The organism is Kitasatospora indigofera (assembly GCF_014655955.1).
GTDB lineage: Bacteria > Actinomycetota > Actinomycetes > Streptomycetales > Streptomycetaceae > Kitasatospora > Kitasatospora indigofera.
This window is the reverse complement of record NZ_BNBO01000051.1, coordinates 1-26,173: the sequence shown is the minus strand read 5'-3', so window position 1 is coordinate 26,173 and position 26,173 is coordinate 1. Positions and strand designations below refer to the sequence as shown.

13 protein-coding genes are annotated in these 26,173 nt (G+C 73.2%); 9 read left to right on the top strand and 4 right to left on the bottom strand.

Translation table 11 applies throughout. The features are described from left to right. Positions 1-271: 271 nt before the first annotated feature. From IE329_RS31035 to IE329_RS31000, 8 genes are all read left to right on the top strand, one after another. A complete protein-coding gene (locus IE329_RS31035; protein ID WP_190214339.1) occupies positions 272-2,038 on the top strand; it encodes an ABC transporter ATP-binding protein in 1,767 nt (588 codons plus the stop codon). Positions 2,039-2,479: 441 nt separating this feature from the next. Next, entirely contained in the window at positions 2,480-4,315 is a 1,836-nt protein-coding gene (locus tag IE329_RS31030) for a cellulase family glycosylhydrolase (RefSeq protein ID WP_190214338.1), read from the top strand. A 131-nt stretch (positions 4,316-4,446) separates the two neighbouring features. After that, positions 4,447-6,957: a glycoside hydrolase family 9 protein gene (locus tag IE329_RS31025; protein WP_190214337.1), complete on the top strand. Its 2,511-nt coding sequence runs from the start codon at positions 4,447-4,449 to the stop codon at positions 6,955-6,957. A gap of 250 nt (positions 6,958-7,207) precedes the next feature. Next, the gene (locus IE329_RS31020; protein WP_229927910.1) at positions 7,208-8,647 is read left to right on the top strand and encodes an endo-1,4-beta-xylanase; all 1,440 of its coding nucleotides are present in this window, start codon (positions 7,208-7,210) and stop codon (positions 8,645-8,647) included. A 392-nt stretch (positions 8,648-9,039) separates the two neighbouring features. Further along, entirely contained in the window at positions 9,040-11,121 is a 2,082-nt protein-coding gene (locus IE329_RS31015) for a discoidin domain-containing protein (RefSeq protein ID WP_190214368.1), read from the top strand. 440 nt (positions 11,122-11,561) lie between these two features. Then, positions 11,562-12,620: a phosphatidylinositol-specific phospholipase C domain-containing protein gene (locus IE329_RS31010; protein WP_190214336.1), complete on the top strand. Its 1,059-nt coding sequence runs from the start codon at positions 11,562-11,564 to the stop codon at positions 12,618-12,620. Positions 12,621-12,755: 135 nt separating this feature from the next. Further along, complete coding sequence (locus tag IE329_RS31005; protein WP_190214335.1) at positions 12,756-13,568, top strand: VOC family protein; 813 nt, start codon at positions 12,756-12,758, stop codon at positions 13,566-13,568. Between the two features lie 409 nt (positions 13,569-13,977). Continuing rightward, a complete protein-coding gene (locus IE329_RS31000) occupies positions 13,978-15,195 on the top strand; it encodes a chitinase (RefSeq protein WP_190214334.1) in 1,218 nt (405 codons plus the stop codon). A gap of 110 nt (positions 15,196-15,305) precedes the next feature. On the opposite strand, the gene IE329_RS30995 is transcribed toward IE329_RS31000, so the two are convergent. Next, entirely contained in the window at positions 15,306-16,892 is a 1,587-nt protein-coding gene (locus IE329_RS30995; RefSeq protein ID WP_190214333.1) for an FAD-dependent monooxygenase, read from the bottom strand. 167 nt (positions 16,893-17,059) lie between these two features. Next, on the bottom strand, positions 17,060-17,707 hold the full coding sequence (locus tag IE329_RS30990) for an acyl-CoA-like ligand-binding transcription factor (protein WP_190214332.1): 648 nt from the start codon (positions 17,705-17,707) through the stop codon (positions 17,060-17,062). 497 nt (positions 17,708-18,204) lie between these two features. On the opposite strand from IE329_RS30990, the gene IE329_RS30985 reads away from it, so the two are divergent. Beyond that, positions 18,205-20,430: an RICIN domain-containing protein gene (locus tag IE329_RS30985; protein WP_190214331.1), complete on the top strand. Its 2,226-nt coding sequence runs from the start codon at positions 18,205-18,207 to the stop codon at positions 20,428-20,430. Between the two features lie 141 nt (positions 20,431-20,571). Here IE329_RS30985 and IE329_RS30980 read toward each other — a convergent pair whose 3' ends face one another. Next, positions 20,572-22,917, bottom strand: coding sequence for an AbfB domain-containing protein (locus IE329_RS30980; protein WP_190214330.1), 2,346 nt, complete (start codon positions 22,915-22,917; stop codon positions 20,572-20,574). A 110-nt stretch (positions 22,918-23,027) separates the two neighbouring features. After that, entirely contained in the window at positions 23,028-25,502 is a 2,475-nt protein-coding gene (locus IE329_RS30975) for an RICIN domain-containing protein (RefSeq protein WP_190214329.1), read from the bottom strand. Positions 25,503-26,173: the final 671 nt, after the last annotated feature.

Genomic DNA, 26,173 nt, shown 5'->3' with positions numbered 1-26,173 from the left:
ACCTCTCGTCGTGTCCGGCGGGTACAGGCTGCACGTTAGACCGCCGAACGGGCGCACGGTGGGAGCGGCGGCGCCGGGCGGGCCCGGTGTCCCCGGGCGCTGGGCGGGACACCCGGACGCGCCGGCCGGCGGCGGAGCGGCGGTGGAGCGGGCCGCCCCGGGGCCGCGGAGGCGGGCACCAAAAGCAGTGTCGCGGCGTGCGCCCGCGCTGCGAGGATGGTGCCTCCCTCACGTCCCTCCCCGCACCGACCTCCGCCCCCAGGAGACGTACATGGCGTTGCCGGAAGGCCCGCTCAGCCACCGCTACCGCGGCGAACACCCCGTCCGCACCCTGCTCTACCTGTTCCACCCCGACCGGCGACGGGTGCTGCTCGCCGTCCTCGCCTACTTCGCCAAGCACACCCCGGTCTGGCTGCTGCCGCTGATCACCGCGAACATCATCGACGTGGTGGTCCAGCACCGGCCGATCTCGGTGCTGTGGTGGAACGCCGCCGTCCTGCTGGTGATCCTGCTGCTCAACCTGCCGCTGCACCTGCTCTACGTCCGCTGGATGCACGGCAGCATCCGCCGCACCGGCACCCGGCTGCGGTCGGCGCTCTGCCACCGGATGCAGCAGCTCTCCATCGGCTACCACTCGCGGGTCAGCGCCGGTGTGCTCCAGGCCAAGGTGGTGCGGGACGTCGAGGGAATCGAGAACGCCACCCAGCAGACCGCCGACATGGGGCTGGGCGCCATCGCCACCCTGACCGGCGGGGTGCTGGTGCTCGCCGTGCAGGCGCCGGTGTTCCTGCCGGTGTTCCTGGTCATCGTGCCGGCCTCGGCGCTGCTGGTGGTCCGGCTGCGCGAGCGGCTGCGCTCCGACAACGAGTCGTTCCGGGTCCAGGTCGAGCAACTCTCCTCCCGGATCAACGAGATGACGACACTGATCCCGATAACCCGGGCGCACGGGCTGGAGCGCACCGCGCTGCGCCGGGTCGACCGGACGCTCGGCACGGTGCTCAGCGCCGGCCTGCGGCTGGACCTGCTGAACGGCCGGTTCGGCGCGCTGACCTGGATCCTGCTGAACGCCATCGGGGTGAGCTGCCTGGCCGGATCCGCGCTGGTCGCGTACTACGGCTGGATGAACGTCAGCGCGGGCCAGGTGGTCATGCTCAGCGCCTACTTCTCCACCCTGACCGGCTCGGTGACCAGCCTGATGAGCCTGACCCCGGTGATCGGCAAGGGGCTGGCCTCCGTCCGTTCGGCCGGCGAGGTGCTGCAGGCCCCGGACCTGGAGGTCAACTCCGGCAAGGCGGAGGTCGGCCAGGTCCGCGGCCGGGTGGACTTCCGCGGGGTCGGCTACCGGTACGAGGGGGCGGACCGGCCCTCGGTCGGCGGGTTCGACCTGACCGTGCGCCCCGGCGAGACCGTCGCCCTGGTCGGCGGTTCGGGCGCCGGCAAGTCGACGGTGCTCAACCTGGTGATCGGCTTCCTGCGCCCGACCGAGGGCCGGATCCTGCTGGACGGCCAGGACATGGAGTCGCTGGACCTGCGCAGCTACCGCAAGTTCCTGTCGGTGGTGCCGCAGGAGTCGATCCTCTTCGAGGGCACCGTCCGGGAGAACGTGACGTACGGGATGCCCGCGGTGACCGAGGAGACCGTCCGGACGGCGCTGCGGGACGCCAACGCGCTGGAGTTCATCGACCGGCTGCCGCAGGGCCTGGACACCGTCGTGGGCGAGCGCGGCGCGCGGCTCTCCGGCGGGCAGAAGCAGCGGCTGGCGATCGCCCGCGCGCTGATCCGCGACCCCCGGGTGCTGGTGCTGGACGAGGCCACCTCGGCGCTGGACTCCCGCTCCGAGGCACTGGTGCAGCAGGCGCTGGGCCGGCTGGTGCGGGGGCGGACGGTCTTCGTGGTCGCGCACCGGCTGTCGACCATCAAGGGCGCCGACCGGATCGTGGTGATGGACGAGGGCCGGATCGCCGAGATCGGCTCGCACGCCGAACTGCTGCGCAGCGGCGGGGCGTACGCAGGGCTGCAGGCGGCCCAGCTGGCCTGATCCGGCCCGGGCCGGCGGCCCGGCGAGCGGCGTACGAGCGGGGGCGGTCCGCGGTCCGGGCCGCCCTCGCTCCGGTGCCCGGGGCCGCCCCCGCTCCCGTGCCCGCTCCCGTGCCCGGGGCCGTCGGGCGCCCGGCGGGGGCCGCAGGCAGCACGGCGGGGCCCACGGTCCGTCAGCCGGCGTACGGGGCGGGCGGGTTACCGAGGCCGGACCCGGCGACCGCGTTCAAGAATTGAATACTGAACTCGCTATTGACGCCCCGACCGTCCATGGATTCACTGGACCCCGCCAACTCGGCGTGCCCGCGTTCGCCACCGGGCTCCACCCCCCACCTCCGGCAGGAACCGACGGCGTCCTCGGACGTCGAAAGTGGGAGCGCTCCCACTCACTCCACGCGCTCCCCCGCGGCTCCGGCCGGACCGTCCCAGAGAGGACAGCGACGTGCCCCACCCCGTACGCCGCCTGCGCGAGGCCCTACTGGCCGTCGCCCTCGCGTCAACCGCACTGATCGCCACCGTCCCGGCCGCACAGGCCGCCGGCACCGCGCCATCGACCACCGCCACGGCCGCCACCACGGCCGATGCCACCGCGGCCGGCTCCGGCTACTGGCACACCAGCGGCCGTCAACTGCTCGACGAGAGCAACCGCCCGGTCCGCATCGCGGGCATCAACTGGTTCGGCTTCGAGACCGCCAACTACGTCCCGCACGGGCTCTGGTCCCGGGACTACAAGAGCATGATCGACCAGATGAAGACGCTGGGCTACAACACCATCCGGCTGCCCTACAGCGACGACATCTTCAAGGGCACCTCACCGGTCAGCGTCAACACCTCGGGTGGCATGAACGCGGACCTTCAGGGCCTGAACTCACTCCAGGTGATGGACAAGATCGTCGACTACGCGGGGACCACCGGGCTCAAGGTCATCCTGGACCGTCACCGCCCGGACTCCGCCGGTCAGTCCGCGCTCTGGTACACGGCCGCCGTCCCCGAGACCACCTGGATCAACGACCTCACCGCGCTCGCCACCCGCTACACGGGCAAGCCCGCGATGATCGGCATCGACCTGCACAACGAGCCGCACGACCCGGCCTGCTGGGGCTGCGGCGACACCACCGTCGACTGGCGGCTGGCCGCCGAACGCGCCGGCAACGCGGTGCTGGCGGCCAACCCCAAGCTGCTGGTCTTCGTCGAGGGCAACCAGTCCTTCAACGGCAGTTCGTACTGGTGGGGCGGCAACCTCCAGGGCGCCGCGCAGTACCCCGTCCGGCTGAACGTGCCCAACCGGCTGGTCTACTCGGTGCACGACTACGCGACCAGCGTGGCGCAGCAGACCTGGTTCTCCGACCCGTCCTTCCCCGCCAACATGCCGGGCGTGTGGGACAAGAACTGGGGCTACCTGTTCAACCAGAACATCGCCCCCGTCTGGGTCGGCGAGTTCGGCACCACCCTGCAGGCCACCGTCGACCAGAGGTGGCTGAAGGCGCTGGTGCAGTACCTGCGGCCGACCGCGCAGTACGGGGCCGACAGCATCAGCTGGACGTTCTGGTCCTGGAACCCCAACTCCGGTGACACCGGCGGGATCCTGAACGACGACTGGACGACCGTCAACACCACCAAGGACGCCTACCTGGCCGACGTCAAGGCCCCGGGCTTCGGCGCGGCCGGCGGGGGCGGCGGCGGCGGCGGGGACACCCAGGCGCCCAGCACCCCGGCCGGCCTGGCCGCGACCGGCACCACCGCCGCCACGGTCTCGCTGGCCTGGACGGCCGCCACCGACAACGTCGCCGCCACCGGCTACGACGTCTACCGCGGCGGCGCCCTGGTGGGCACGACCGCCGGCACCTCGTACACCGACACCGGCCTGACCGCCGCCACGGCGTACTCGTACTCCGTCCGGGCCCGGGACGCCGCCGGGAACGTGTCGGCGGCCTCGGCCGCCGTCAGCGCCACCACCGCCGGGGGCGGCTCGGGCGGCGGCGCGGGGTGCACGGCCGGCTGGCACGTCGACAACCAGTGGAGCACCGGCTTCACGGCGACGGTGACGGTGACCGCGACCGCGGCCACCAAGTCCTGGCAGGTGGGCTGGACCTGGCCGTCCGGCCAGCAGCTGACCGGGTCCTGGAACGCCACCGTGCAGCAGTCCGGCGCCTCGGTCACCGCGGCCAGCCTGGCGTACAACGGGACGCTCGCGGTGGGCGGTTCGACCACCTTCGGGCTGCAGGGCACCTGGTCGGGCGGCAACACCGCGCCGACGCTGAGCTGCACCGCCTCCTGACCGTCGTACTCCGGGGGCGGGGCACCACCCACCCCGCCCCCGGGAGCCGCGCCGCCCCGCTGGTACCCCCTGCCCCGGGGCGGCGCTCCTCGCAGGCACCCCGCCTCCGCCCGACGAAAGGCTCCCCCACCGTGCCTCCCGTCACCACCCCCGCCCGCGCCCGGCGCGCCGGCTCCCGCTCCGCCCCGGCGCTGCTGGCCGCCGTCCTGCTCGCCGGCGCCGCGACGGCCGCCCCGCCGGCCCTCGCGGCCGCCGCCACCACGGCCGCCACGGCCCAGGCCGCCGGCACCGGCCCGGCCGTCCGGGTCAACCAGCTGGGCTACCTGCCCGACGGGCCCAAGCGCGCCACCGTGGTCAGCTCCGCGACCGCCCCGCTCGGCTGGGAGCTGCGCGACGCCGCGGGGCGGGTGGCAGCCACCGGCAGCACCGTCGTGCACGGCGCGGACCCCGCCTCCGGCGACCCGACCCACCTGGTGGACTTCTCCGCGTACACCGGGACGGGCACCGGGTTCACCCTGGTCGTGAACGGGCAGGCCGGCTACCCGTTCGACATCTCGGCCGGCCTCTACGACGGCCTGCGCGCGGACAGCCTCTCCTTCTTCTACCAGCAGCGCAGCGGCATCGCTATCGACCCGGCACTGGCCGGCGCCGGCTACGGCCGCCCGGCCGGCCACCTCGGGGTCGCGCCCAACCAGGGCGACGTCGCGGTGCCCTGCCAGGCGGGAGTCTGCGACGGCACCCAGGACGTCCGCGGCGGCTGGTACGACGCCGGTGACCAGGGCAAGTACGTGGTCAACGGCGGCATCGCCACCTGGCAGCTGGTCAACTCCTTCGAGCGGGCCGCGCGGGCCGGGACGGACGCGGCGCTGGGCGACTCGACCCTGCGGGTGCCCGAGCGCGGCAACGCCGTGCCGGACGTGCTGGACGAGGCCCGCTGGGAGCTGGAGTTCCTGCTCCGGATGCAGGTGCCGGACGGGAGGCCGCTGGCCGGGACGGCCTTCCACAAGATCCACGACGCCGCCTGGACCGACCTGCCGACCAGGCCCGAACGGGACGCCCAGCGGCGCGAGCTGCACCGCCCGTCGACCGCCGCCACCCTGAACCTGGCCGCCACCGGCGCCCAGTGCGCCCGGGTGTACGCCCGCTACGACGCCGCCTTCGCCGCCAGGTGCCTGGACTCCGCGCGCCGCGCCTGGACGGCCGCCCGGGCGAACCCGGCGATGCTCGCACCGGCCTCCGACACCACCGGCGGCGGCGCCTACGACGACGCGCAGGTCGGCGACGAGTTCTACTGGGCCGCCGCCGAGCTGTACGCGACCACCGGCGAGGCGCAGTACCGCGACGCGGTGACCGGCTCCGCCTTCCACACCTCCGAGGTGTTCGCGCCGGGCGGCTTCTCGTGGTCCGACACGGCGGCGCTCGGCCGGATCACCCTGGCCACCGTCCCCGGCGTCGGCCTGCCCGCCGCCGACCTGGCCCGGGTCCGCGCCTCGGTCACCTCGGCCGCCGACCGCTACCTCGCCACGGCGGGCGGCCAGGGCTACGCCGTCCCGCTGCCCGTGGACGGGTACGTGTGGGGCTCCAACAGCCAGGTCGCCAACAACGCCGTGGTGATGGCGGTCGCCCACGAGCTCACCGGCCAGGAGCGCTACCGGGCGGGCGCGTTGGAGGCCATGGACTACCTGCTCGGCCGCAACGCGCTCAACCGGTCCTACGTCACCGGCTACGGCGAGCAGGCCTCGGCGAACCAGCACCACCGCTTCTGGGCGCACCAGAACGACGCCTCGCTGCCGCACCCGCCGAACGGCTCCTTCGCCGGCGGCCCGAACGCCGGGATCCAGGACCCGATCGCCCAGGCCCGGCTGGCGGGCTGCAAGCCGGCCACCTGCTACCTGGACGACATCGGCTCGTACTCCACCAACGAGGTCGCGATCAACTGGAACGCGCCGCTCGCCTGGCTGGCCGCCTACGCCGCGGAGCGGCACGGCCCGCCCGCCCGGCCCGCGCCGCGGATCCTGGTGAGCCCAGGCACGGTCGGCGTCCCCGAGGGCGGCACCGCCGCCGTCCGGGTCAGGCTGTCGGCCGCGCCGGCCACGAACGTGGGCGTCACGGTGGCCCGCGCCTCCGGCGACCCGGACCTGACGGTCGTCGCCGGTGCGGCGCTGGTCTTCACCCCGGCCGACTGGTCCACCGAGCAGAGCGTGACGCTGGCGGCCGCCCAGGACGCCGACACGACGGCCGGCACCGCGGTCCTCACGCTGGCCGGCCCGGGCGCGGACGGTGCCGCCCTGACGGCCACCGAGGTCGACGACGACCAGCCGGCCCCGGCCGCCTGCCAGGTCACGTACCACGTCGACAGCGCGTGGGCCGGCGGGTTCACCGCCACCGTGACCCTGAGGAACACCGGGCCCACCGCCCTCCAGGGCTGGTCGCTGGGCTGGTCGTTCCCCGCGGACCAGAAGATCACCAACGCCTGGAACGCCGTCGTGACCCAGAGCGGGGCCGGCGTCACCGCCGAGGACCTCGGCTGGAACGGCGCCGTCGCACCCGGCGGCACGACGAGCTTCGGCTTCCAGGCCGGCCGGACCGGCGCGAACGACGCCCCCGCCCGGTTCACCCTGAACGGCGCGGTCTGCGCCTGACCGGTACCGCGCTTCCACCACCCACGGGGCCCCACCAGCACGTCCGCCCCACCGCACCGTCAGGCCCCACCACCGACGTCCTTCCCCACCCGAGAGGACCCCTCCCGTGCGACACCCGAACCCCGGCGGCGAGCCGCCCGCCCGGACCCACGTCCGTGCCCACACCCCCTCCCCCTCCCCCTCCCCCGCCCCCGCCCCCGCCCGTACCGAGCCGCCCGCCCGGGCCGGCGGCCTGCTGCGCCGCACCGCCCTGGCCGTGACGGCCCTGGTCTGCACCGCGCTGGGCGCCGTCCTGCTGCCCGGGGCCGCCCAGGCCGCCGACCCGCCGCTGCGCGACCTCGCCGCGGCCAAGGGGGTGTACATCGGCAACGCGGTGGCCGGCGGCAAGCTCAGCGGCAACGCCCAGTACGCGGCCCTGGCCGGCGGCCAGTTCAACTCGCTGACCCCGGAGAACGCCATGAAGTGGGGCTCGGTCGAGCCCACCAGGGGCAGCTTCAACTGGGCCGAGGCCGACCAGATCGTGGCCTTCGCCCAGGCCCACAACCAGCAGGTCCGCGGCCACACGCTGGTCTGGCATAGCCAGAACCCCAACTGGCTGACCAACGGCGGCTTCGGCGCGACCGAGCTGCGCGGCATCCTCCAGCAGCACATCGCCACCGAGGTCGGGCGCTACCAGGGCAAGATCTACGCCTGGGACGTCCTCAACGAACTGTTCAACGAGGACGGCACCTTCCGCTCCTCGCCCTGGTACGGCACGCTGGGCGCCGGATTCGTCGCGGACTCCCTCACCTGGGCCCACCAGGCCGACCCGGCCGCCAAGTTGTACATCAACGACTACAACGTCGAGGGGCTGGGGACCAAGAGCGACGCCCTCTACAACCTGGTCCGCTCGCTGAAGGCGCAGGGCGCCCCGATCGACGGGGTCGGGTTCCAGGCGCACTTCGTGCTCGGACAGGTCCCGTCCACCCTGCAGGCCAACCTCCAGCGCTTCGCCGATCTCGGGGTGGACGTCGCCGTCACCGAGCTCGACGTCCGGATGCAGACCCCCGCCACCGAGGCCAAGCTGGCCCAACAGGCCACCGACTACAGCACGGTGGTGAAGGCCTGCCTGGCGGTCGCCCGCTGCAAGGGGGTCACCGGCTGGGACATCTCGGACGCGGACTCCTGGGTGCCGAGCGTGTTCTCCGGCTACGGCGCGGCGACCCTGTACGACGAGAGCTACCAGCCCAAGCCCGCGGTCCGGGCGGTGGCCACCGCCCTGGGCGGCACGGTCAGCCCGTCCCCGACCAACTCCCCCTCCCCGACGGCCTCCTCCCCGGCCTCGCCGAGCCCGAGCCCGACCGCGACGGCCACCCCGACCTCGACCTCGACCAGCTCGCCGCCGCCCGGCGGCACCGGCTGCACCGCCGCCTACGCGGTGCCCAACCAGTGGAACACCGGCTTCAGCGGCAGCGTCACCGTCAGCTGCCCGGCGGGTGCCTCGCTGAGCAGCTGGCACCTGGACTGGAACTTCACCGCCGGCCAGCAGCTCACCCAGGCCTGGAGCGGCGTCTGCACCCAGAGCGGCGCCCATGTCAGCTGCTCGAACGCCGCCTGGAACGGGACGGTCGGCCCCGGCGGTTCGGTCACCCTGGGCTTCAACGGCACCTGGAGCGGCAGCAACCCGGCCCCGGTGGTGACCCTGAGCTGACCTGAGCACTGGACCAGGGGGTGGCGGCACGGCGGTGCCGCCACCCCCTTCGGCATGCCCGCGACCCGGTCGGCGGACCAGCTCCGGCAGAGCGTCCCCGTGTTCCAGAATTAACGTCAGAACCTGTACAACAACGACATATCGAAGCGTTCCGCGTGCACATGCCTTGACACGTCGGAAACGTCGCCGCAATCATCACCTCTGTCGGAGAGCGTTCTCCCCACCCTCGCCCGCCCGGCTGTACGAACTCTCCAGCGATCCGCAGCGTCACCCCCACCCATTCGGAACCGCTTCCCCCAGGAGGTTTCGTGCTCACCCTTCCTTTCGACTTCCGAACACGGTCAGGTCCGGCGCAGCGGCGCCGCTCCGTCACCCTGCTGCTGGTCGTCGCCATGATCGCCGGCCTCGTGCTGGCGGTGACCGGGAGCCCCGCGCGGGCCGCCGGCACCCTGCTGTCCCAGGGCAAACCGGTGACCGCCTCCTCCGTGGAGAACGCGGGCACCCCCGCCTCGGCCGCCGTGGACGGCAACACCGGCACCCGCTGGTCGAGTTCGGCCAGTGACCCGCAGTGGATCCAGGTCGACCTCGGCTCGACCGTGACGATCGGCCAGGTCGTGCTGGTCTGGGAGGCCGCCTACGCCAAGGCCTACCAGATCCAGACCTCGGCCGACGGCGCCACCTGGACCACCATCCACGCCACCACCACCGGCGCCGGCGGCACCGAGACCCTGAACGTCACCGGCAGCGGCCGCTACGTCCGGGTGAACGGCACCCAGCGGGCCACCCAGTACGGCTACTCGCTCTGGGAGTTCCAGGTCTACGGCAGCGGTGGCGGCACCGGCGGCGGCTGCAGCAGCAACAATGCGGCACTGAACCACGCCGCCACCGCCTCGACCGCCGAGAACGCCGGCACCCCGGCGAGCGCCGCCTTCGACGGCAACGCGGGCACCCGCTGGTCGAGTTCGGCCACCGACCCGCAGTGGGTCCAGGTCGACCTCGGCTCCGTCCAGTCGGTCTGCGGGGTCCAGCTGAGCTGGGAGGCCGCCTACGCCAAGGCCTACCAGATCCAGATCTCCAACGACGGCGCCACCTGGACCACCGTCTACTCCACCACGACCGGCCCCGGCGCCACCGAGCTGATCACGCTCTCCGGCACCGGCCGCTACGTCCGGATGTACGGCACCCAGCGGGCCACCCAGTACGGCTACTCGCTCTGGGAGTTCCAGGTGTTCACCGGCACGCCGGCCGACAACGGCCCGGTGCTGCTGTCCTACGCCAAGCCCGCCACCGCCTCCACCTTCCAGGACGACGGCAACTGCTCCGGCTGCACCCCGGCCAAGGCCTTCGACGCCAACGCCGCCACCCGCTGGGCCACCAACGCCACCACCGGCTGGAGCGACCCGGCCTGGATCGCCGTCGACCTGGGGGCCACCGCCACCATCAGCAAGGTCGTCCTCCAGTGGGACCCGGCCTTCGGCAAGGCCTACCAGATCCAGACCTCCGCCGACGGCGCCAACTGGACCACGGTCTACTCCACCACCACCGGCGCCGGCTTCAAGGAGACGCTGAACGTCTCCGGCACCGGCCGCTACGTCCGGATGTACGGCACCGCCCGGGGCACCGCGTACGGCTACTCGCTCTGGGGCTTCGACGTGTACGGCACCGGTGGCAACCCGACCGCCCCGCCGGCCACCCCGCCGAACCCGGGCAACCCCGAGAAGCTGGTCTGGAGCGACGAGTTCAACGCCTCGGCCGGCACCGGGCCGGACCAGTCCAAGTGGACCAGCGACGCCGGCGCGGGCGTCAACAACGAGCTGGAGTACTACACCACCGGCAACAAGAACACGTACCAGGACGGCACCGGCAACATGGTGATCGAGGCGCGCAAGGAGGTCACCCCCGGCTCCGCCTGCCCGCGCGACCCGCTGAGCGGCAGCACCGTCTGCCAGTACACCTCCGGCCGGATCAACACCTCGGACCACCTCAACTTCACCTACGGCCACGTCGAGTCGCGGATCAAGGTGACCGGCACCCAGGGCCTGTGGCCGGCGTTCTGGCTGCTCGGCTCCGACTTCAAGACCGGTACGCCGTGGCCCAACTGCGGTGAGATCGACATCATGGAGCACGTCGGCAAGGTCGCGGACAGCGTCTACTCCACGCTGCACGCCCCCGCCTACTTCGGCGCCGCCGGCTACGGCTCGCCGTACACGCTGCCGGGCACCGACTTCGCCTCGGCCTTCCACACCTACGCCCTGGACTGGGACTCCAGCCACATGACCTTCTCGGTCGACGGCAACGCCTTCTTCACCGTCAACCGCAGCACCCTGGAGCAGACCCGCGGCCCGTGGGTCTACGACCACCCCTTCTACATCATCCTCAACAACGCGGTCGGCGGGGACTGGCCCGGCTCGCCGGACGCCACCACCGTCTTCCCGCAGAAGATGCTGGTCGACTACGTGCGGGTCTACCAGTGATCCCGCGCTGACCCGCCGGTACCGCCACCCGGACGGGCCGCCCCGACACCTGCGCAAGGTGTCGGGGCGGCCCGTCCGCCGTGCGGCGCGGTGGCTCGGGAGCCCTCCACCCACCCGAGGGTGAAGCCCGTGCCGACGATCCCGCCGGTGCCGCCGATCTCGTAGAGGTCGCCGACCGTGCCGGTCGGCCAGCACGGCCATGCTGGAGCAGCCGGTCGCGCCGGCCTTGAGCAGCACCCGGCGCCGCCCCGCCCCACGAGGGTCCCGCCAACTCCCGCCGGCCGGGCGCCGGTTCGGTCCGCCCCGCCTCACCCGTCACTCCTGTCGCCGTTCGGAGGTCTTCCGACACGGTGTCAGGAGAATTCCTTGTCATGTCACCTCGAATCCGCTCGGATGGACCAGGCTTTGGCCGCCGTCCCGGCATCTGACGAGGAGACACCGTGTCCGTACGCCGCATCATCGCCGCCACCGCCCTGTTCCTGGCCGCCTCCGCGGTCGCCGTCGCCGCACCCGCGGAGGCGGCCGGGGCGACCGCCCCGGCGGACCTCCCGTTCGGCTCCGCGACCACGGTCGGGCTGCACAACACCTACGACCCGGCCGCCTTCCCCTTCCTCGCCCAGGCCCTGGACACGGGCACGGGCATGATCGAACTCGACGCGTGGACGGACACCGTCACCAAGGAGTGGAAGGTCAGCCACTCCAACCCGCTGGGCAACGCCAACAACTGCGTGAGCGCCACCACCCCGGCGCAGCTCTACACCGGGGGCGCCAACAAGAACCTGGAGACCTGCCTGGACGACATCCGGGTCTGGCTCGGCGCCCACCCCGGCGCCGGCCCGCTGGTGGTCAAGCTGGAGCTGAAGGGCGGCTTCGCCGGCAACCGCGGGATGGGCCCGGCCCAGCTCGACGCCCTGATAGCGGCGCACCTCGGCAGCGCCGTGTTCCGCCCGGCCGACCTGCTCGCCAAGCCGGGCGGCGGCTCGTACGCCACCCTGGACGAGGCCGCCCGCGCGGGCAACTGGCCGAGCCGGGCCGCGCTCGCCGGCCGGGTCCTGCTGGACGTCATCCCGGGAACGGTGGAGGAGCAGAACCCCTTCGACACCCTGCACACCGACGTGGAGTACGCCCGCCACCTGCGCGACCTGGTGGCGTCCGGGCAGGCCTCGCGCGCGCAGGTCTTCCCCGTGGTGCACGGCGCCCGCTCCGGCGACCCCCGCGACCAGTACGCGGAGACCTCGATCCGCCCCTGGTTCGTCGTCTTCGACGGTGACGCCGCGGCCTACGTCTCCGGCATCGACACCGGCTGGTACGACGCCCGGCACTACCTGCTGGTGATGACCGACGCCCAGAACGTCGCCCCGGCGATCAGCGCCACCGACCCGACCGCCGACCAGGCCCGCGGACGGGCCACCCAGCTGGCCGCCGCGCACGCGAGCGTCGTCTCCAGCGACTGGCGCCACCTGCCCGAGGTCCAGTCCATGGTCCTCCCGCGCGGCTGAGGCACCGCCCGGGTCCGGCGGGCGGGCGGCCCGCCGGACCCGGGCCCGGGCGTCCCCCGACTGCCGCAGGTGACGGGCGGGTGCCGGGGCCGGGTGCCACCCTGACTGGGCAAGGGACACCCGAAGGGAATCATCATGATCACCACTGACTTCGTTCCCGGCTCCCCGTGCTGGCTCGACCTCGGCGCCCCGGACGTCAAGGCCACGGCCGGCTTCTACAGCGCGGTCTTCGGCTGGGAATTCGAGTCCTACGGCGAGGAGGCGCAGGGCTACGGCGCCTTCAAGCTCGGCGGCCGGACGGTCGGCGCGATCGGCAGGCTCACCGAGGAGGGCGCCCGCTCGGCCTGGATGGTCTACTTCCGCGTCACGGACGCCGACGCCACCACCCGGGCCGTCACCGAGGCCGGCGGCGCGGTGCGCGCGGAGCCGTTCGACATCCCCGACGGCGGCCGGATCGCCCAGCTCACCGACCCGCAGGGCGGGCAGTTCGCGATCTGGCAGCCGGGCGGCACCGGACCGGCCCTGGAGACGGTGGACGCGACCGGCAGCCTGAGCTGGATCGAGCTGTACACCACCGACGCCAAGGCGGCCCAGGCCTTCTACGGCGGCGTCTTCGGCTGGACGTACCAGGACCAGCCGCTGCCCGGCGGCGACGAGGGCGTGTACACCCTGATCACCCCGGCCGGGCTGCCGCCCGAGCGGATGCACGGCGGCCTGATGGAGCTCCCGCCGCAGTTCTTGCAGGCCACCGGTGGCAAGGCCTACTGGCACCCGGTCTTCGGCACCGCGGACTGCGACGCCTCGGTGGCCAAGGTGAGCGGCAACGGCGGCAGCGTCCAGATGGGCCCGGAGGACGCGGAGGGGGTCGGCCGGCTCGCCGTCTGCCTCGACCCGAACGGCGCGGACTTCGTCCTGCTCAACCCCTCGGAGCCGCCCGCCCAGGGCTGACCGGCTCCCGGGCCCGGCCGGCGCCGAGGCCGGCCCCCCGACGACAGGGGCGCACCACGCACAGGCCGCGTGGTGCGCCCCTTCGGGCTGTGCCGGGCCGCGGCGCGGGGCGGCCCGGACCTTGTCGCAGGGTCAACGGTTGGTCAAATCATTGACGGTGAGCACTCCACGGGCGTTCAGGCCTTGACCTGTCAACTGGTCTAGTCCAACTTAGGGGCAAGCCGATCCGCCCGCTGCCCGGCGCCCAAGTCCCCTCCGGCGTACGGGTCACGGCCTCCCACACCTTGGGCGGGCGGCCTCCCCCACAGCCTGCCCTGAGAGGTTCACCATGGAACGAAGCCGGCCTCCGGTGACATCCGCACCTCCCGTTCCCGGCCGCCACCGCCGGCGCCGCCGCGCCGTGACGGCCATGGCCGCCTTCGGCCTGCTGGCCGGCGGCCTGACCGCACTGGCCACCGGCGGCGACGCGCTCGCCTCCGCCAACGCCACCACCGCGCTCGGCAGCAACTGGTACGCCTCCGCGCCGTACCTGATGCCCGAGGACAACAGCCCGCCGGACGTCGCGGCGGTGATGGACGCCACCGGCCAGAAGGCGTTCCAGCTGGCCTTCATCCTCGACTCCGGCGGCTGCAAGCCCGCCTGGGGCGGCACCTCCTCGATCGACACCGACACCACCATGCCCGCCGTGATCCAGAAGATCCGCGACAAGGGCGGCGACGTCTCGGTCTCGATCGGCGGCTACGGCGGCAACAAGCTGGGCCAGAGCTGCGGCACCCCCGAGGCGACCGCCGCCGGCTACCAGAAGGTGATCACCAAGTACGCGCTGAAGGCCATCGACTTCGACCTGGAGGAGCCGGAGTACGAGAACACCGCGGCCATCCACAACGAGATCGGCGCGGCCCGCATCCTCCAGCAGAACAACCCCGGCCTGTACGTCTCGATCACCACGGCCGGCACCAACGCCGGCACCGGCTGGTTCGGGCAGCAGATGCTCAACGAGGCCAAGTCGCAGGGCTTCACGCCGAACAACTTCTCCATCATGCCGTTCGACGGCGGGTTCAACGGCGCCGCCGCGCAGACCGACGCGCTGGTGAAGTTCAACGGCCTGCTGCGCACCACCTTCGGCTGGAGCGAGGCCGTCGCCTACGCCCACGAGGGCGTCTCGCTGATGAACGGCCGCACCGACGCCGCCGAGTACTTCAAGCAGGCCGACTTCCAGACCGTGCTGGACTTCGCCACCTCGCACGGGCTGGCCCGCTACACGTACTGGTCCGTCAACCGCGACCGGCAGTGCCCCGGCACCGTCGACCCCGGTCTGTCCGGGGCGTGCTCCAGCGTGGCCCAGGCCGACTGGGACTTCACCAAGTACACGGTGAAGTTCGCCGGCGCCGTCCCGCCCACCAGCACCCCGAGCGCCAGCCCCACGGCCACCGCCTCGCCGACCGTCTCGCCGACCAACCCCGGCGGGGTCTGCACGGACCCGCCGTGGAACGCCGGCACGACCTACACCAACGGCAACAAGGTCTCGTACGCGGGCCACAAGTACCACGCCAAGTGGTGGACGCTGAACGAGGTCCCGACCGCCAGCGGCCAGTGGGGCGTCTGGGCCGACGACGGCGCCTGCTGACCTACCGGCCCGGCCCCCGAACCGGGCCGGGCCACCCGGACCGCCGTCCCCGGCCGTGCTGCCGCACCGCCGGGGACGGCACCCGTGCGCGTCCGCCCCGCCGAGCGGGCTCAGGCCGCGGCGGGCGCGCCGAACCAGGCCGCCAGCGCGGTGCGGAGCCCCTCGGCGAGCCGCCCGTCCGGCTCACCGTCCTCCGCCGCCCAGGCCACGTAGCCGTCCGGGCGGACCAGCAGGGCGGCGGCGGGCGGAGCGGCGCAGCCGGCCGTGACCACGTCGACCCGGTCCCGCCAGGGCGCCGCGACGGCCGCCGGCAGTCCGGCCCCGCCGGTCAGGTCGAGCAGCAACGGCCGCCCCTCACGCATGAGTTCGGCCAACCGGACCGGACCGGAGGCGGTCACCGGAGTGGTGTCGGGGGCGAACCGTCCGGCCAACGGGTGCGCGCAGGTCGTGGCGTAGCGCACGTCGCTCCCCGCCAGGGTGTCGGCGATGTGCTGGACGTTGTCCTTGTGCGTCAGCAGCTCGGCGAACAGGCCGCGCAGCGCGGTGACACCCTCACCCGGTGCCATCAGGGCGAGTTGGGCCTGCGAGTGGACGAACACCCGCTCGCCCACCGGGTGGCGTTCGGCGTGGTACGTGTCGAGCAGGCCGGGCGGCGCCCAGCCCCGGACGGTGGCGGCGAGCTTCCAGCCGAGGTTGGCGGCGTCCTGCAGCCCGAGGTTGAGGCCGGGCCCGCCGACCGCCGAGTGCACGTGCGCGGCGTCGCCGGCCAGCAGCACCCGCCCCTGCCGGTAGCGTTCGGCCAGCCGGGTGTTCCCGCCGGTGGTCCGGCGCAGCAGGTGCGGGCCGGGCGAGGTCGGCGGCCCGACGGGCAGGTCGACGCCGAGCACCCGGCCGACGCTGGCGCGCAGCTCGGCCAGTGTCATCGGCCCGTCCTCGCCGGCCGGTGGCGGGCCCCATTCCAGCGTGCTGAGCAGCGGCTTGCCGGGCTCCGGCGCCGCGAAGACGACCACCCCGCGTTCGGTGCGGGTGTGGGTGAAGGGCCGCAGCCGGCCGAAGCCGGGGATGTCGAGTTCGCCCGTCCCCGGCACCAGCAGGGCCTCGGGCAGGGTGACGTGGCCGGTCCTGGAGATCAGGTCCGGGCCGGTGACACCGGGGAAGGCGATCCCGGCCAGTTTGCGGACGGTGCTGCGACCGCCGTCGCAGCCGACCAGGTAGCGGGCGCGGAGGCGGTAGTGGCCCGCAGGGCCCTCGACGTCGACGGTCACCGGGCCGGGGCCGCCCCCGGCCGGGCCTCCGTCGCCGTGCTCCTCCTCGGCCAGGGCGACCAGGCGGTGCCCGCGCCGGATCTCCACGCCGAGGGCCAGCGCGCGCTGCTCCAACCGCTCCTCCAGGCGCCGCTGCTGGACGGGCAGGATGGTGACGGGGTTGTGGTCGAGCCCGCCCAGGTCCAGCGTGAAGGCGCCGAAGACGTAGTGCGGTACCGGCCTGGGCGCGCCGGGGCCGCCGCCGAGGCCCTCGTGGAGGCCGCGGTGGTCGAGCAGCCGGACGACCTGTCCGACCAGCCCGTTGGCCTTGGGCTCGGTGCTGCGCTCCGGCAGCCGTTCCAGGACCAGCGGGCGGACGCCGGCCAGGGCGAGTTCGCAGGCCAGCATCAGCCCGTTGGGGCCGGCGCCGGCGATCAGGACGTCGAACGTCATCGGACTTCTCCTTCGGAGGAACTGTCGGGGCCGGGGCGCGGCCCTCGGCACGGGCATGGCCGGCGTCGACCCGGCCGCATGATCAGGGCATGACAATGACGGGGCGGGGACCGCCCCGGCGCGGGCCGGGCCCGCCACCGAGGGCGCGCAGGACGGCCGGGCGGGCGCTACCCCGCCGTACGGCCGTCGGACGGGTCCGGCAGGCCCGCGGCGAGCAGCCCGAGGGCCTCGCGGACCAGCGGGAGCAGCGGGACGGGCGGGTCGGCCCGGAGCCACCGGTCGGCGGCCGCCTGCTGGGCCGCCTGCACGGCGGCCGCGACCAGGCCCGGATAGAGGTCGGTCTCGGCGTCGGTGCCGGTCCGCGCGGCGACGGCGGCCGCGAAGTCGCCCCCGGCCGCCGCACCGGCCTTCACCATCTCGGCCTGCAGGGCGGGTTCGGCGAGCAGCAGCCGCACGCCGGCGGTCCAGGCCGGATCCGGACTGCGGTCGGCCTCCTCGAAGTCGGCCAGCACGACCTGCTCCAGCGCCTCCCAGAGCGGCTCGTCGGCCGGCCGCGCCCGCAGGGCCCCGGCGGCCCGCCGGATGCGGTCGGTACTCCTGGAGACGATCGCCTCGTACTTGCTGGAGAAGTAGTTGTTGAAGGTCCGCGGGGACACTCCCGCCTCGGCGGCGATGTCGTCGATCCGGACGTTCTCCAGCCCGTGCTCCTGCGCCAGGCGGAGCGCCGCCCAGCTCAGGGCCTGCCGGGTGGCCAGCTTCTTGCGCTCCCGCAGCCCTCCCGGGGCGTCACCGGGCCCTGGCTTGTCGCTCGTCATGGCTCCACCCTAGGAAGAATCTGCGCGACAAGCAATATTGCGTGGTCCGCAATTTTCTTCCCCGCGCCCGCGGTCCCGCCGCCGCCCGGCCCGCCCCGGAGCCGGGGCGTCCAGGGCTCCGGACCACCCGCGGAGCAGGCCGTTCGTGCCGCTGCGGTCGCCAACTCGCCCCGCACGGCGGGCCGTACCCGCCACCGGCCGAGGAGCCGGGCCCGCCCGGAGTATTGACGCGGTCCTGTCTAGACCAGTTAAATCGCGACTTGAACTAAGAGCCGAACAAAGCCCGTTCGCGCCACCGCGCCGACGTAACGGGCAGTACCCGCGACGGTCCCCGACCCCGATCGCCGGCCGGCTCGGCATGCCCCGCGCGAGGCGGCACGACCTCGCGCGACACCAGGCCACACCCCGACAGCCGACCGGCAGCCGATGAGCGGACCACCGGCTGGCGGGCCCCTACGCCGGCGCCGCCCCATCGGCGCCGAAGATGGAGGACCTTCATGACCAGAGCCGAACTCCCCCCGCCCGCCCGGCCGAAACCGTCCGCGGCAGGCCACCGCGGCCTGGCCCTGACGGTGACCGGCGCCCTGCTGGCCACCCTCGGGCTCACCCTCGGGGCCGCGCCGCAGGCCCTGGCCGCCGACACCCTGCCCACCGGCTGGACCACCGTCGTCAACAAGGCCAACGGCAAGTGCGTGGACGCCCGCGCGGCGGCCGCCACCGACGGCACCGCCGTCCAGCAGTACGCCTGCAACGGCACCACCGCCCAGCAGTGGCAGCTCCAGGGCACCGACGCGGGCAACGTCCGGGTGAACAGCCGGATCGACGCGAGCCGCGCCTGGGACGTCACCGGGGTCTCGGCCGCCGACAACGCCCTCGTCCAGCTCTGGTCCTACTCCGGCGGCCTGAACCAGCAGTGGCAGCCGGTCTCCGAGGGCGGCGGCTACTACCACTTCGTCAACCGCAACAGCGGCAAGTGCCTGGACGTGCCGGCCGCCTCCGCCGCCGACAGCGTCCAGCTGGGCCAGTACACCTGCAACGGCACCGGCGCGCAGTCCTTCTCCTTCGGCACGCCCGCACCCCCGGCGGGCACCCCGGACTTCGGGCCGAACGTGAAGATCTTCGACCCGTCGATGCCGGCCGCGACCATCCAGTCCACCCTGAACTCGGTCTTCTCCCAGCAGGAGACCAACCAGTTCGGCAGCGCCAGGTACGCCCTGCTGTTCAAGCCCGGCACCTACAACGTCGATGCCAACGTGGGCTTCTACACCCAGGTGGCGGGCCTCGGCCTCTCCCCCGACGACGTCACCGTCAACGGCGCCGTGCACGCCGAGGCGGACTGGTTCCAGGGCAACGCCACCCAGAACTTCTGGCGGGACGCCGAGAACTTCTCGGTCAACCCCTCGGGCGGCACCGACCGTTGGGCGGTCTCGCAGGCCGCGCCGATGCGCCGGGTGCACATCCGCGGCGACCTCCAGCTGGACGACGGCGGCTGGTCCAGCGGCGGCTTCCTGTCCGACTCGAAGATCGACGGCCAGGTCCGCTCCGGCTCCCAGCAGCAATGGCTGTCCCGCAGCGACCAGTTCGGCAGCTGGTCCGGCTCCAACTGGAACATGGTCTTCGTCGGCGTCAACGGCGCGCCCGCCACCACCTTCCCCAACCCGCCGATCACCACCGTCGGCCAGGCCCCGGCCGTCCGGGAGAAGCCCTTCCTCTACGTCGACCAGGCCGGCGGCTACCAGGTCTTCGTCCCCGCGCTGCGGACCAACACCTCGGGCACCAGCTGGGCCGGCGGCAGCACCGCCGGGTCCTCGCTGCCGATCTCGCAGTTCTTCATCGCCAAGCCCGGCGACTCGGCCGCCACCATCAACGCGGCCCTGGCCGCCGGGAAGAACCTGCTCCTCACCCCCGGGGTCTTCCACCTCGACGACACCGTCCGGGTGACCCGCCCGGACACCGTGGTCCTGGGCCTGGGCCTGGCCACCCTCGTCCCGGACAACGGCGTCACCGCCCTCTCGGTCGCGGACGTCGACGGCGTCAAGCTGGCCGGCCTGCTGGTCGACGCGGGCACCACCAGCTCCTCCGTGCTGGTCCAGGTCGGCCCGGCCGGCTCCACCGCGAACCACGCCGCCAACCCGACCACGCTCAGCGACGTGTTCTTCCGGATCGGCGGCGCGGGCGTCGGCAAGGCCGCGCAGAGCCTGGTGGTCAACAGCAACAACGTGATCGGCGACCACCTCTGGCTCTGGCGCGCCGACCACGGCAGCGGAGTGGGCTGGACCTCCAACACCGCCGCCAACGGGCTGGTGGTGAACGGCAACGACGTCACCATGTACGGCCTGTTCGTCGAGCACTACCAGCAGTACCAGACCATCTGGAACGGCAACGGCGGGCGGACGTACTTCTACCAGAACGAACTGCCCTACGACCCGCCCAACCAGTCCGCCTGGATGAACGGCTCCACCCAGGGCTGGGCCGCGTACAAGGTCGCCCCGGCGGTGACCAGCCACGAGGCCTGGGGGCTGGGCAGTTACGCCTACTTCAACGTCAACCCGGCGGTCGTCGAGGCGCACTCCTTCGAGGTGCCGAACACCGCGGGCGTCCGCTTCCACGACATGGTGACGGTCTCGCTCGGCGGGACCGGGACGATCAGCCACGTCATCAACAACAGTGGCGCGGCCGCCAACTCCGGCAGCAACGTGGCGAATCTGGTCAGCTACCCCTGACCCGCCGGCGGGACCGGCCGTGGTGCGGGGCGGGGCGGGGCGGCGCCCCGCACCACCCCCCCCACGGCTCCGCCGCCTCCCGGCGCCGCCGGACGGGGGCCGGGCCACCACGGCCCGGCCCCCGCTACCCCCGGCTCCGGGTCACGGCGCCCAGGGCGCGTCCACCGACCAGGTGGTGTCGGCCAGGAAGCTGCCCGGGTTGCCGTCCCACGGGTTGTTGCCGCCCTGGGTGGCGATCCACACCTCGGAGTTGATGTGCCGCAGGTAGCGGTCCGGGTAGGCCAGCGCCGTCAGCCGGACCCCGCCGTTCCCCGGGTGCGCGCAGAAGGTGGTGTCGGAGTTGTACAGCGCCCCGCTGCCGGCCTCGCGGTAGACCCTGCTGTCCCGGTGGCGCAGGTACTCGCCGGGGTAGTTCCGCGACTCGAAGGAGTAGCAGGAGCCGTCGGCCAGACCAGGGACGATCTTCCAGGTGGCGTCGCTCTTCAGCACCGCGCTGCTGTTGGCGTCCACCACCTCGGTGTTGGCCAGCCCGGTGAAGTGCCGCAGGTACCGGTTGGTGTAGCCGGGCGTGGTGACCCGCAGCGACTTGTACTGCCCGGTCGGCAGGGTGACCGGGGCCGGGGGGTTCCGGGAGGCGTTGATCAGCGCCAGGTTGGCGGCCTTCACCCGCGCGGCGTCCACCTTGACCACCTGGCGGTCGTACGTGAGCAGGCCGTTGACCTCGTTCTCCACATCGGTGATCTCGGTGTAGACGGACGCCGACAGCCCGGCGGGCATCTGGTTGTCGCGCAGGCTGTCGATCAGGCCGACGAAGCGGTCGGTGAGCGCCGCCTGGCTGGGCTGGTCCTCGTAGCTGAACCCGCCGCCCGGGAACCACTCGTGGCCCGGGATCCGGAAGCCCAGCCCGCCGTACTCGCCGAGCACGGCGGCCCGGGTCGCGGTGGGCAGGGTGCTGCCGGGGCCGACGTAGACGTGGTTGTCGACCACGTCGCCGTTGCCGCCGTCCACCGCGCCGCAGCAGTTGACGCCGCTCATGTTGTCGACCAGCCGGGACGGGTCGTAGGCCTTGACGTCGTTGGCGATCCGGGCCTGGTCGTACTGGCCCCAGCCCTCGTTCTCGTCCACCCACTGGATCAGCGCGGGCGAGCTGCGGTGCTGGTCGATGATGCGGTGGTACTCGGCCTCCCACTGGGTGCGGGCGGCGGCGTCGGGCGTCCGGGTGTCCATCGCCGGCATGTCCTGCCAGACCAGCAGGCCCAGCTTGTCCGCCCAGTAGAACCAGCGCTGCGGCTCCACCTTGATGTGCTTGCGCACCATGTTGAAGCCGAGGTCCTTGTGCGCCTGGAGGTCGGAGCGCAGGGCCGCGTCGGTCGGCGCGGTGTAGATGCCGTCCGGCCAGTAGCCCTGGTCCAGGGTGCCGGTCTGGAAGACGAACTTGCCGTTCAGCACCGGCCGCAGGACGTTGTTGACCTTGGCCACGGCGATGGTGCGCATGCCGGCGTAGCTGCCGACCGAGTCGACCGTGCTGCTGCCGGAGAGCAGGTCGGCGCGGACGTCGTAGAGGAACGGGTCCTCCGGCGACCAGACGTGCGGGCTGGGCACGGGCACCGCGATCTGGCCGCCCACCGCGCCGGTGGCGGTGCCGACCACCGTGCCGCCGGTCGAGACGGTGACCCGGACGGTCTGCCCGTTGGCGCCGTCGGCGAGCACGGTCGCCCGGAGGGTGTTGTCCGTCAGGTTGGGCACCAGGTCGAGGCGGCTGACGTGGGCCGGGGCGACGGGCTCCAGCCAGACCGTCTGCCAGATGCCGGAGGCCGCGGTGTAGAAGATGCCGCCGCCGGAGTGCGGGGTGACGCTGTTGTTGTTGCGCTGCTTGCCGACGGCGCCGCCGCCGGTCTGGGTCGGGTCGTAGACCGAGACCACCACGGTGTTGGTGCCGGTGGTCAGGTACGGGGTGATGTCGTAGCCGAAGGCGTCGTAGCCGCCGCTGTGCGCGGCGCCGGCCTGCTGCCCGTTCACCCAGACGGTGGTCTGCCAGTCGCTGGCGCCGAAGTTGAGCAGCACCCGCCGCCCGTTCCAGCCGGCCGGGACGGTGAAGGTCCGCTTGTACCAGAGCTTGTCGTTCTGCGAGACCTGCCGCTGGATGCCGGAGAGCGCGGACTCCGCGACGAAGGGCACCCGGATCTGCTCGTTGAACGAGGCCGGCTGGCCGGCCCCGGCGGCGGTCACCGCGAAGTCCCAGATGCCGTTGAGGTTGGCCCAGTCGGGGCGGGTGAGCTGCGGCCTGGGGTACTCGGGCAAGGGGTTGTCGACCGGCACCTGGCTGGTCCAGGGGGTCGTCATGGGAGCCGTTCTGGGCGTCCAGCCGGCGGCCCGGGCGGGCGTCTGGAAGGCCAGCATCACGGCGGCCGCCAGGGCGAGCACGGCGAGCAGGGCGATCGGCCGGCGGCGGGCCGGTGACGGCCCGGGCAGGGCTGAGCTGTGCATCTGTTCTCCTCCGGTGGGGTGGGGCGGGAGAGCAAGGGGCGCGCGGGGGCATGACACCCGGAGGGCGCACGCGAGCGTGGCCTCAGCGGGCGCTCGGGGCCGGGCAGCGGTCAGACCAGCTGCCACAGGTGGTCGGCGGTGCCGTTGTCGGCGAACTGGACGACCTGGGCGCTGTCGGCGGTCGACATCAGGTCGACGCCCAGCACCTTGCCCGAGTTCTGGTTGCGGATCCGGTACCAGCCACCACCGCTGTCCACCAGCTGCCACAGGTGATCGGCCGTCCCGTTGTCCGCGAACTGCACCACCCGGGCACTGTCCGCCGTCGACATCAGGTCCACCCCCAGCACCTTGCCCGAGTTCTGGTTGCGGATCCGGTACCAGCCACCACCGCTGTCCACCAGCTGCCACAGGTGGTCCGCCGTCCCGTTGTCCGCGAACTGCACCACCCGGGCACTGTCGGCCGTCGACATCAGGTCCACCCCCAGCACCTTGCCCGAGTTCTGGTTGCGGATCCGGACCCAGGGGGCGGGCGGGGTCCACGGCCGGCCGGTGGGCGAGGTGGTGGGGAAGGCGGTGATCCGCAGCCGGGCGGCGCCCATCGGGATCAGCGTGACGGTCTCGACCGCGGCCGTGCTGCGGGCCGGGCCGTCCTGCAGCGGGGTGACGACGTGCTGGCTGTCGGCCTGCCACTCGGCGATCCGCCGGGCCGGCACGGTGATCCGCAGCGGGGCGCCGGCCTGGGTGAACGGGTTGGCGGCGAGCGGCCCGCCCGCGGCGGAGAACGCGGGCGCCCCGGCGTCCAGGGCCAGGCCGTAGTTCCAGGGAGTGGTGGCGTGCACGGCGTACGAGGGGAAGGCGGCGCTGCCCCCGTACCGGGTGAACTGCTCACCGATCCGCAGCGAGTAGGTCAGCGGCCCGTGGTCCACCGAGACGGCGCCGTGGTTGGCGCCCCAGGTGCGGACGGTGGTGCGCTGCGGCAGCCGCAGGGTGACGGTGTCGCCGTCCCTCCAGGTACGGGTGACCACGGTGTACGCCGGTCCGGCCGGGGCCGGCACCGGCGCGCCGTTCACCGCGAGCACAGGGGCCTGGCACCAGCCGGGGACCCGCAGGTACAGCGGGAACGCCACCGCGCGCGGGGTCGACAGGCGCAGCGTGACCGTCTCCGAGAAGGGGTAGTCGGTGGTCTCCGTGAACGTCACGGCGGTGCCGTCGCCGACCTTCGCGGTGACCGTGCTCGCGGCGTACATCGCCGCCGCGAGGCCGCGGTCGGGGGTGGCCAGCCAGAGCTCCTCCAGGAGGTACGGCCAGCCCATGCCGTAGTTGTGCGGGCAGCAGCGGTACTGGTCGACGCCGGCCTGGTAGGCCTGCATGGCGAAGCCGTTCTGGAACTGGCCCTGGGTCTTCGCGGCGTCGTCCAGGTCCACGCTGTTGGCACTGGTGACGTAGTGCACCGCCCGGCCGGACGGGTCCAGCGACGCGGGCAGCGAGTTGAAGGCGAGGTCCTCGCAGCGGTCGGCCCAGACCGGGTCTCCGGTCAGGCGGTTCATCAGCTGGTGGCTGGCCATGAACTCGACGATCCCGCAGGTCTCGAAGCCCTGCCGCGGGTCGCCGAAGCCGGGCCGTACGTTCTCGTCACCGGCGAACCCGCCGCCGGGGAACTGCCCGTAACCCGCCATCACCGAGTCGTAGTTGTGGTACGCGGCGGCGGTGTGCGCGGCCGATCCGGAGCGCAGCGCGTACTGGGCGGGCTCACGGTAGCCCTGGGCGATGTTGACGTTGTGCGGGCTGGGCAGGTTGTCCACCCAGTTGGCGCCGCCGCTGTGCATCCGGTCCGCCAGGCCCAGCAGGAAGCTCTCGCCGGTGCGGTTGAACAGCCAGAAGACGCTGTCCAGGGCGTCGCCCCAACGCTGGGACACCCAGCTGCTGTTGAAGGCGCCGGGGCCCTGCCCGTCCAGGTAGCGGAAGAAGCCGCTGAGCAGCGGGATGATCCGGGTGTCGCCGGAGTACTCCTGCCAGCTGCGCAGCGCCCAGGTCAGCGGCAGGAAGGGCCAGGCGTCGAGGCCGCCGTTCAGCGAGGTGCGCAGTGCGGCCGGGCCGAAGAAGCCGTCGGGCTGCCGGGTGGCGACGATCGCGTCGATCCAACGACGGGCGCCGGCCAGGGCGGTGGCGTCGCCGGTGGCGACGGCGAGGTCCACGTAGCCGCGCAGCCAGTAGGGCAGTTCCTCCCAGCCGGCCCGGTCGGGGCGCACCCAGCCGCTGGTGTTCATGTCGAGGAAGTGCGAGAACTCCTCGTAGCATCCGCACAAGCCGGCCAGTTGGAGGCGGAGTTGGCCGTCCAACCAGCCGCGGGCGGTGATGCTGCCGGGCGGCAGCCGCAGGAAGGCGGTGGGCTGGAGCGGCGCGGCGTTGGGGGTGTAGAAGCCGCCGCGGGCGGGGGCGACGAGGGAGGACCCGGCGACGGTGGGTGTTCCGCGGCCGGCGGGTGGCGCGGGGGCCGCGGACGCGAGGTCCGCACCGTTCAGGGCCAGGGCGGAGGCACCGGCGGCGACGGTGCCGTTGACGAACTGACGGCGGTTCAGGGGCATGGCGGTACTCCTCGGGTGGGGGAGCCGGAGTCCGTACGGGTGGGCGGGTGCGGAGCCGGCCCACGCCGATGTCCGGGCGGGCGGGGGCCGTCCGGGCGGGTGCTGACGGGGGCGCGGGGCGGGGCGGGGCCGGAGCTACGGCGTGCGCGGCCGCAGGTTCCGGGGCGCGGGTGCGGGTGCGGGGTGCGGAGCCTGCGACGAACGAGACGGGGCTTACGGCATGCGGCGGTGCAGCGTGCAGCGTGCGGCGACAGGGCCGTTCTTCCAACGTTGGAAACAGCTTCGCCAACGGCATCAGAGCATGCGTCAGTTGTCGTGTCCAGAGTCCTGACCGACTTGGACCGGAACCTGTCCGCCACCGGGTGCCGTCGTCGACATTCCCGGAGAACGCTCTCTTGTCGGCCCTGGATGAGATGTGTATAACGTTGTAAACATCGGCGACGGTGTGCCACGAAGGCACCGACGGGGCACCGCCCGGACGCCGACCGCCCTTCCGGCAGACCGGGCGGGCCACCCACCCGTGGCCGGCCGCACCATCCGGCCGCCCAAGGCCCGTGAACCGCCCGGCGACCACCCTCGCCGCATCCAAGGAGTGTCGTGAGCATGTCCATCAGAGGATCCCGTACCCTCACCGCCGCCTGCCTGCTCACCGTGGCGGCCACCCTGGCCGC

What these genes read in the sequence shown, in the direction of transcription:
- IE329_RS31035 (WP_190214339.1), top strand. Translation starts at nt 272, where the DNA reads ATGGCGTTGCCGGAAGGCCCGCTCAGCCACCGCTACCGCGGCGAACAC.
- IE329_RS31015 (WP_190214368.1), top strand. Translation starts at nt 9,040, where the DNA reads ATGATCGCCGGCCTCGTGCTGGCGGTGACCGGGAGCCCCGCGCGGGCC.
- IE329_RS31005 (WP_190214335.1), top strand. Translation starts at nt 12,756, where the DNA reads ATGATCACCACTGACTTCGTTCCCGGCTCCCCGTGCTGGCTCGACCTC.
- IE329_RS31000 (WP_190214334.1), top strand. Translation starts at nt 13,978, where the DNA reads ATGGCCGCCTTCGGCCTGCTGGCCGGCGGCCTGACCGCACTGGCCACC.
- IE329_RS30995 (WP_190214333.1), bottom strand. Translation starts at nt 16,892, where the DNA reads ATGACGTTCGACGTCCTGATCGCCGGCGCCGGCCCCAACGGGCTGATG.
- IE329_RS30990 (WP_190214332.1), bottom strand. Translation starts at nt 17,707, where the DNA reads ATGACGAGCGACAAGCCAGGGCCCGGTGACGCCCCGGGAGGGCTGCGG.
- IE329_RS30985 (WP_190214331.1), top strand. Translation starts at nt 18,205, where the DNA reads ATGACCAGAGCCGAACTCCCCCCGCCCGCCCGGCCGAAACCGTCCGCG.
- IE329_RS30980 (WP_190214330.1), bottom strand. Translation starts at nt 22,917, where the DNA reads ATGCACAGCTCAGCCCTGCCCGGGCCGTCACCGGCCCGCCGCCGGCCG.
- IE329_RS30975 (WP_190214329.1), bottom strand. Translation starts at nt 25,502, where the DNA reads ATGCCCCTGAACCGCCGTCAGTTCGTCAACGGCACCGTCGCCGCCGGT.